The sequence below is a fragment of the Jiella soli genome, assembly GCF_020615385.1.
Classification (GTDB): domain Bacteria; phylum Pseudomonadota; class Alphaproteobacteria; order Rhizobiales; family Rhizobiaceae; genus VKMB-3413.
In genome coordinates, this window is the sequence record NZ_JAJAVB010000044.1 from 63,215 (window position 1) to 70,624 (window position 7,410).

Consider the following 7,410-nt stretch of genomic DNA (forward strand, 5'->3'; position numbering starts at 1 on the left):
ACTTCTTCCTCATGGCTGATCCCTTCGACCTCGTCGTTATCGGTTCGGGACCCGGCGGCTATGTCTGCGCCATCAAGGCGGCGCAGCTGGGCCTCAAGGTCGCGGTCGTCGAGAAGCGCAAGACCTATGGCGGCACCTGTCTGAATATCGGCTGCATCCCGTCGAAGGCGCTGCTCTACGCGTCCGAGCGGTTCGAGGAGGCCGGCCATTCCTTCGCCGAGCTCGGGATCGTCGCCGAGCCGAAGCTCGATCTTGCCGCGATGATGTCGCACAAGGACAAGACGGTGAAGTCGAATGTCGACGGCATCGCCTTCCTGTTCAAGAAGAACAAGATCACCGGCGTGATCGGCACCGGTCGGATCAAGTCGGCCGGCGAGGTCGAGGTGACGAAGGACGACGGCTCGACCGAGACGCTTCAGGCCCGCAACATCTGCATCGCCACCGGCTCCGACGTCGCCGGCATTCCCGGCGTCGACGTCAAGTTCGACGACAAGACCATCGTGTCCTCCGACCACGCGATCGCGCTCGACAAGGTGCCGGAGGCGATGGTCGTCGTCGGCGGCGGGGTCATCGGCCTCGAACTCGGTTCGGTCTGGGCGCGGCTCGGCGCCAAGGTGACCGTCGTCGAATATCTCGACAAGGTGCTCGGCCCGATGGACGGCGAGGTCTCGACCGCCTTCCAGAAGCTCCTCGTCAAGCAGGGCCTGAAATTCCATCTCGGCGCCAAGGTGACGGCGGTCGAGGCAAAGGACGGCGGCGCCGCGGTGACCTTCGAGCCGGCCAAGGGCGGCGAGGCCGAGACGCTGAACGCCGACGTCGTGCTCGTGGCGACCGGCCGCAAGCCCTATACGGAAGGACTCGGGCTCGAAGAGGCAGGCGTTTCCCTCGACAATCGCGGCCGGGTCGAGATCGACCAGCACTTCAAGACCAATGTCGACGGGATCTACGCCATCGGCGACGTCGTGAAGGGCGCGATGCTCGCCCACAAGGCGGAGGACGAGGGCGTCGCACTCGCCGAAATCCTCGCCGGCCAGGCCGGCCACGTGAACTACGACGCGATTCCCTCGGTGGTCTATACGTCTCCGGAGGTCGCCTCGGTCGGCAAGACCGAGGAGGAGCTGAAAGAGGCCGGCGTCGAATACAAGGTCGGCAAGTTCCCCTTCATGGCCAATGGGCGCGCCCGCGCCATGCTGCAGACTGACGGCTTCGTGAAGTTCCTCGTCGACGCCAAAACCGACCGCGTGCTCGGCTGTCACATCCTCGGGGCGGACGCCGGCGACATGATCGCGGAAGCCGCGCTCCTGATGGAGTTCGGCGGCGCGTCCGAGGATCTCGCCCGCACCAGCCACGCCCATCCGACGCTCTCGGAGGCGATGCGCGAGGCGGCTTTCGCTGCCTTCGCCAAGCCGATCCACATCTGAAGCGCATTACGTCCGGCAGGACGTACAAGGGAAGCTTCACCTCCTGCATCCTGGCATCGGCCCGAAGATTGGAAGCGGTCTTCGGGCCGATGCCGTCATGGGCGGCGTTCGTTCCTGGGCAAAGTGCCCCGGCTTACGGCCGGATTGCCGGACAGGAGAATCCGTCGCAAGGATGAGGATCAGGCGGAGCGGGCGCGAAAAGCGAAAAGGGCGGCCGAAGCCGCCCCACGCATCGTTGGACGAAAGGCGAGGGCGCTCAGCCCTTGTCCTGCGAGACCGTCTGATCGGCCGTCGGTGTGGCCGGCTTGATCGGCGTCACGGGCGCATCCGCCTTGGTCCGCTCGGCGGTCACGATCGGGGTCATCGGCGCTTCTGCGCTGACATCATTGTGGAAGCTGCAGGCCAGCGCGCCGGTCGAGGCGGCGGCGAGGAGGCCGAGGCTGGTCGTCACTGCGAGGAAGGCTTTCATCAGGCTGTCACTCCGCGGTGGTTTCAACAGCCTCAGCCTATGCGCCTTTCCGCCGGGTGAACAGCGGCGGACGGTTCGCCGCGAATCACGATGGCGTGGCCTTGTTCTTTACCGCTCTGCATGATCGCGTTGCAGTCGGACTCAAAGCCCTGCGGACGCGCGGCGTGTCTCAGTCCGCCCGGGTGACGGTCCAGCCGGCCTCGCGGAGCAGCGCCACGAGGCCCTTCTCGCCCGGCAGGTGCAGCGCGCCCACGGCGGCGAAGGTGCCGCCCTGTTTCAGGAACGGGGCGAGCCGTTCGGCCATGCGATAGTTCCGCGCGGTCACCACCTTCTCCTCGAAGGCGCCATAGCCTTCACCGGCTCCGACGATCAGTCCGCCCTCGGGCACCGCCGCCTGGATCGCCGGCAGGATCATGCCGATTCGCCCCTCGAGATAGAGCGACGTCATCGTCTCCAGAATGTCCGGCATCCGGTCGGCGACGGAGACCATCGCGACCAGGCTCTCCGCCTGGATGTCGAGCGGAATTGAGGCGATCGCGCGCAACTGCTCCTCGGCGCTCTCCAGCCCTTCGACCGGCTTGCCTTCGGCCTGCGCCATCTTGCCGAGCTCGGTGTCGAGAACCGGCATGCCTTCCTTCTTGCGGGAGGTCTCGCAGGCGGGCAGCATCAGGCCCATCGCGGTGAACCAGGGCTGCAGGGTCTGGACCGCCTGGAACGGAATCCCGTGCTCTGCAAGGCCCGTCTCCACCGCGGCCCTCTCCGCGGGATCGAGATAGTCGGCAAGCGTCTTGCCCGCCGGCAGGTTGAGGATCTCGGGATGGGCGAAGAGCGCCGCCATCGCCTTCTTCTCGTCCATCACGTCCACCGTCTCAATCACCAGCCTGTCGGCCTTATCGAAGGCCGTCTCGACCGAGGTCGGCAGGGCCAGGATCCGCGGATCGGTGAGGTGCATAGTTCCGAAGAGATAGGACGTTGCGAGGCCCGGCCTTTCGATCCGGAACAGCCTGCCCTCGCCGTTCGGCACCGCCTTCGCCTCCGCCTCGACGCCCGCTAGCTTGCCCTCTGCCTGAAGGCTCGCGACGAGGCTGGTTCCGTGGCAGGACGAATCATCCGCGGGACCCTTCGTCTCCGCCTTGGCGACGGCGATCCCGACCAGAAGTGCGAGGAGGACAAGCCCGGGCAGGGCGAGGGCCATGCGCCAGAGGAGCGCTGCGATCTTGTCGGGCCAGTCAGTCATGGGGCGGGCCTCCTTCTTTTCGACGCTCAGCCTAAAGGGGAAAAGCGACCAAAGGCTGAACCGGCTGGTGCCGCAAAAGCCGGTCGGGCGCTCAGGCCCGGCGGCGGCGCGCCCGCGGATGCGCCGATTCGTAGACCGCCATCAGCCGGGCCGAATCGACAGCGGTATAATTCTGTGTGGTCGACAGGCTGGCATGGCCGAGGAGATCCTGGATCGTCCGGAGATCGCCGCCCGCCGACAGAAGATGCGTCGCGAAGGAGTGGCGGAGGGCATGCGGCGTCGCCGATTCCGGCAGGCCGAGCGCGCCGCGCAGCCGCGCCATGCCGCGCTGGACGATCTGCGCCCGGAGCGGGCCGCCCCGCGCCCCGCGAAACAAGGGCTCCTGCGGCGACAGGTCAAAGGGGCAGAGACGGCGATAGTCGGCGACCGCCTCGAGCACCGCCGGCAGAAGCGGCACGACCCGTGTCTTGCCGCCCTTGCCGGTGATCGGCATCGCCCGCTGTCCGGGATCGCTCAAGGCGTCGCCCGGCAGGGTCAGAGCCTCGGAAATGCGCAGGCCGCAGCCGTAAAGGAGGGTTAAGACGGCAACGTCGCGCGCCGCGATCCACGGCTCGAGCGCGAAGCTGCCGGCCTCTTCGGTCACGTCGACGGCATCGGCGACGGAGAGTGGCCGCGGCAGCGATTTCGGCTGCTTGGGAGCCCGCATCGCCCGTGCGCCCGCCGAGGAGGCGAGCCCCTGCCGTTCGAGATAGCGCAGGAAGGAGCGGACGCCCGCAAGACCCCGGCCGAGCGATTTCGCGCCGGCGCCATCGCGCCGACGCGCGGCGAGAAAGGCGCGCAGATCCGCCGTCTTCACGTCGGCGAGATCGGCAAGCTCCGCCGGGCGGGCGTGGTAGAAGGTCAGGAAGGTCAGGAATTGGCGAAGGTCGCGTTCATAGGCCGCGACCGTATGCTCGCTCGCTCCCCGCTCATTGGCGAGCGCGGCAAGCCAGGCCGCCTTGTGATCGAGGACGGCGCGGCTGGCATGGACGAGAAGGCCGTCAGTCATTCGACACTCCGTGTGTTCGGGCCCGTCTCCTCCCGAGGGAAATCTTTCAGGCGCCGATCCGGGACCGCGGAGAGGGCGCGCCCGAGCCGGTGCCAAGTGTCGCCGACCGATCGTAAACAGCCCGTTCCGGAACCGCCGGGCGAAGTGCTTGTTCCTGGTGCGCATGGCGGCCTGCCGGGCTCCGTCTCGGTCCTCGAGCCGGGACCTTGCCGCCGCTTCACGGCTCATCTCACACGCACGGAGAATCTCATGAAACGGCACGCGACCGCAATCTGGAAGGGCGCTCTCGGCGACGGGACCGGCAAGATCACCACGCAGTCGGGGGCCCTTCAGGACCACGGCTATTCCTTCAAGGCACGCTTCGAGGACGAAAGCGGCAAGTCCGGGACCAATCCGGAGGAATTGCTCGCGGCTGCCCATGCCGGCTGTTTCGCCATGCAGCTGTCGCACTTCCTCGCCGAGAACGGCACACCGGCCGAAGAGCTGAAGGCGACGGCGGTGGTCACGGTCGAGCAGGTCTCGGCCGGCTTCGAGATCAAGGAAAGCGCGATCAGCCTCGAAGCCAAGGTACCGGGAATCGCCGCCGCCAAATTCGACGAGCTTGCGGAGAAGGCCAAGGCCGGCTGCCCCGTCTCAAAGGCGCTGGGCACGATCACGGTGACGCTGGAGGCGAAACTCGTCTGATTCGGCAGGCCTGGCGGCGCGGCAGAGGAGCGAGCGCCGCCAGCGCCGCATCGCTGGGATTGGCTCAGCCGTTCGCGCGGCGGATCCGATTCTAGCCGCGCTTGCGGCCGTAAAGCTCCAGGCGGTGGGAGACGATCTCATAGCCGAGCTCGCGCGCGATCTCTTCCTGCAGCCGCTCGATCCGGTCGGAGCGGAACTCCACGACTTCGCCGGTATCGACGTCGATCAGGTGATCGTGATGCTGGCCTGCGGCCTGTTCGAATCGCGACGGCCCGCCCTCGAAGGTGTGGCGTTGGATCGCACCCTTCTCCTCCAGGAGCTTCATCGTCCGGTAGACGGTGGACAGCGAGATGGTCGCATCGACGGAGCTGGCGCGGCGGAACAGTTCCAGCGCATCCGGATGATCGCCGCCATCGCCGAGAATCTCGAGAATCGTTCGGCGCTGACGCGTGATTCTCACCCCCGCCGCCCGCAGCACGGTTTCGAAAGCGGGGGCGGGAGGATTGTCTCTTTCGTTCATGTCGCCCGCGATCATGCCAAAGATTTTGCCCGGCTGCATCAGCACACTCGGGCGCGGGAGGAAAGAGCACGCGGCAAATCCGCTTCTTGCAAATGATTTGCATCTGTAGCTAGGATGGTGCGCCGCAGCGGCAAAGGGTGCGCGAATCACGCTCGCGAATCAGCGGCGCGGCCAAGATCTTTCGATCCGCAGGCCGAACCGGAGATTTTCTCCGGCCGCAGCGGGCCTTCGAGCAGGAGACGGATGGATGCGACCGGACGGGGGTTCTCGGTGAACGATTCGGGCTTTTCCAGACCGGGGGGCGACGGCTTCCGAATGCCTGCGGGCGAGCCGTCGCTGGCCGAATCCCATCGCAGCATCGCGGTCGGCTCCGGCAGCTTCATGCGCCGATTCGCGGCCTTCATCGGGCCGGGATTCCTGGTCGCGGTCGGCTATATGGACCCCGGCAATTGGGCGACCTCGATCGCCGGCGGCTCGGAGTTCGGCTACACGCTGCTCACCGCGGTGCTGCTATCCTCGCTGATGGCGATCCTGCTGCAGGCATTGTGTGCGCGGCTCGCCATCGCCACCGGCCGCGACCTCGCCCAGGCCTGCCGCGACTCCTATCCGCGGCCGGCCTCCTTCGGCCTCTGGGTGCTCGCCGAACTCGCGATCATCGCCACCGACCTTGCCGAGGTCATCGGCACCGCGATCGGCCTGCAGCTCCTGTTCGGCATTCCGCTCGTCTACGGCGTCGTCATCACCGCGCTCGACGTCCTCTTGATTCTCTACCTGCAGCAGCGGGGCTTTCGCTGGGTCGAGGCCTTCGTCGCCGCGATGATCCTGGTCATCGCGATCTGCTTCGTCGGCGAGCTGATTCTGGCGCAGCCCTCGGTCGCGGCGGTCCTCGAAGGCTTCCTGCCGACCCCGGAGATCGTGACGAACGAGCGCATGCTCTACCTCGCCCTCGGCATTCTCGGCGCGACGGTGATGCCCCACAATCTCTACCTTCACACCGGCATCCTGCACACGCGGGCCTATAACGAGGACGAGCCGGGACGGCGGCAGGCGATCCAGTTCGCCACACTCGATTCGACGATCGCGCTCGGATTCGCCCTTCTCGTCAACGCGTCGATCCTGATTCTGGCGGCCGCGGCCTTCCACACGAACGGCACCGGGCCGATCGAGGATCTGACCGATGCGCATGCGCTGCTCGAACCGCTGCTCGGCGCGGCGATCGCCCCGATTCTCTTCGCCGTCGCGCTGCTCGCCTCGGGCCTTTCCTCGACGGTCACCGCCACAATGGCCGGGCAGATCGTCATGCAGGGATTCCTGCGGCTGCGCATGCCGCTGGTCGCGCGCCGGCTGGTGACGCGCGGCCTGGCCATCATTCCGGCCGCGGTGATCATCGTGCTCTATGGGGAGAAGGGCGCGGCCGAGCTTCTGGTGCTGAGCCAGGTCGTCCTGTCGCTGCAACTGCCCTTCGCGGTGGTGCCGCTGGTCCAGTTCTCGGCCGATCGGCGCAAGATGGGGAGCTTCCGGGCCCCCGCTTGGATGCTGGTTCTGGCGGTCGCGATCTCGCTCCTGATCATCGGGCTCAACGCCAAGCTCGTCTACGACTTCATCCTGACGGGCAGCGCCTGAACCCCTCGCTTCGAGCATCGAGGGGACGGGATTGCGCCCGGGAAGCGGCGTGCACGAGCCGCGGCGCAAACACGGCCCGGAGCGCCCCATGACAGGGCCGTGACGCGGCGGAAGCCTACAGCGCAGGGCTTTCGGGCCTTTGGAGAAAAAATCGGGCCTCGTCGCTTTTTCGAAAAAAGGCTGTTGACTTGGAAAACGGTCAGGGCCTATAAGCCACTCATCGACGGCGAGGGCGCCGCCGGCGAGCCCTTCGGTTCGCTCTGGAGTTAGCCCCGCCAACGAGTTTCAGAAGAGTTCGCCGGAAACGGCAGGGTCTTCAAAAAAAGGGTGGTTTCGACGGAAGTCGCGATGAACCCACCGCCGAAGGATTTCGGCGTGTTTTTTGACATTGTTGGTATTGAGAAGAAA

8 protein-coding genes are annotated in these 7,410 nt (G+C 66.5%); 3 read left to right on the forward strand and 5 right to left on the reverse strand.

The annotated features are described in order from the left end of the window. The first annotated feature begins 11 nt into the window (after positions 1-11). Entirely contained in the window at positions 12-1,421 is a 1,410-nt protein-coding gene (gene lpdA / locus LH400_RS24605; RefSeq protein ID WP_229156116.1) for a dihydrolipoyl dehydrogenase, read from the forward strand. 256 nt (positions 1,422-1,677) lie between these two features. Here the strand turns inward: lpdA and LH400_RS24610 are convergent, their stop codons facing one another. From LH400_RS24610 to LH400_RS24620, 3 genes are all read right to left on the reverse strand, one after another. Then, positions 1,678-1,890 carry a hypothetical protein gene (locus LH400_RS24610; RefSeq protein ID WP_229156117.1) on the reverse strand — a complete coding sequence of 71 codons (213 nt, stop codon included), beginning with the start codon at positions 1,888-1,890 and terminating at the stop codon, positions 1,678-1,680. 169 nt (positions 1,891-2,059) lie between these two features. Continuing rightward, positions 2,060-3,127 carry a TraB/GumN family protein gene (locus LH400_RS24615; protein WP_229156118.1) on the reverse strand — a complete coding sequence of 356 codons (1,068 nt, stop codon included), beginning with the start codon at positions 3,125-3,127 and terminating at the stop codon, positions 2,060-2,062. A gap of 91 nt (positions 3,128-3,218) precedes the next feature. Next, a complete protein-coding gene (locus LH400_RS24620) occupies positions 3,219-4,175 on the reverse strand; it encodes a tyrosine recombinase XerC (RefSeq protein WP_229156119.1) in 957 nt (318 codons plus the stop codon). A 249-nt stretch (positions 4,176-4,424) separates the two neighbouring features. Here LH400_RS24620 and LH400_RS24625 point away from each other — a divergent pair, with 249 nt between their 5' ends. Then, positions 4,425-4,859 carry an OsmC family protein gene (locus LH400_RS24625; protein ID WP_229156120.1) on the forward strand — a complete coding sequence of 145 codons (435 nt, stop codon included), beginning with the start codon at positions 4,425-4,427 and terminating at the stop codon, positions 4,857-4,859. A 91-nt stretch (positions 4,860-4,950) separates the two neighbouring features. Here the strand turns inward: LH400_RS24625 and LH400_RS24630 are convergent, their stop codons facing one another. After that, the gene (locus LH400_RS24630; protein WP_229156122.1) at positions 4,951-5,379 is read right to left on the reverse strand and encodes a Fur family transcriptional regulator; all 429 of its coding nucleotides are present in this window, start codon (positions 5,377-5,379) and stop codon (positions 4,951-4,953) included. A 146-nt stretch (positions 5,380-5,525) separates the two neighbouring features. Continuing rightward, positions 5,526-5,762 carry a hypothetical protein gene (locus LH400_RS24635; protein WP_229156124.1) on the reverse strand — a complete coding sequence of 79 codons (237 nt, stop codon included), beginning with the start codon at positions 5,760-5,762 and terminating at the stop codon, positions 5,526-5,528. On the opposite strand from LH400_RS24635, the gene LH400_RS24640 reads away from it, so the two are divergent. Beyond that, positions 5,695-7,002, forward strand: coding sequence for an Nramp family divalent metal transporter (locus tag LH400_RS24640; protein ID WP_229156123.1), 1,308 nt, complete (start codon positions 5,695-5,697; stop codon positions 7,000-7,002). The two genes, LH400_RS24635 and LH400_RS24640, sit on opposite strands and share 68 nt — an antisense overlap. Positions 7,003-7,410: the final 408 nt, after the last annotated feature.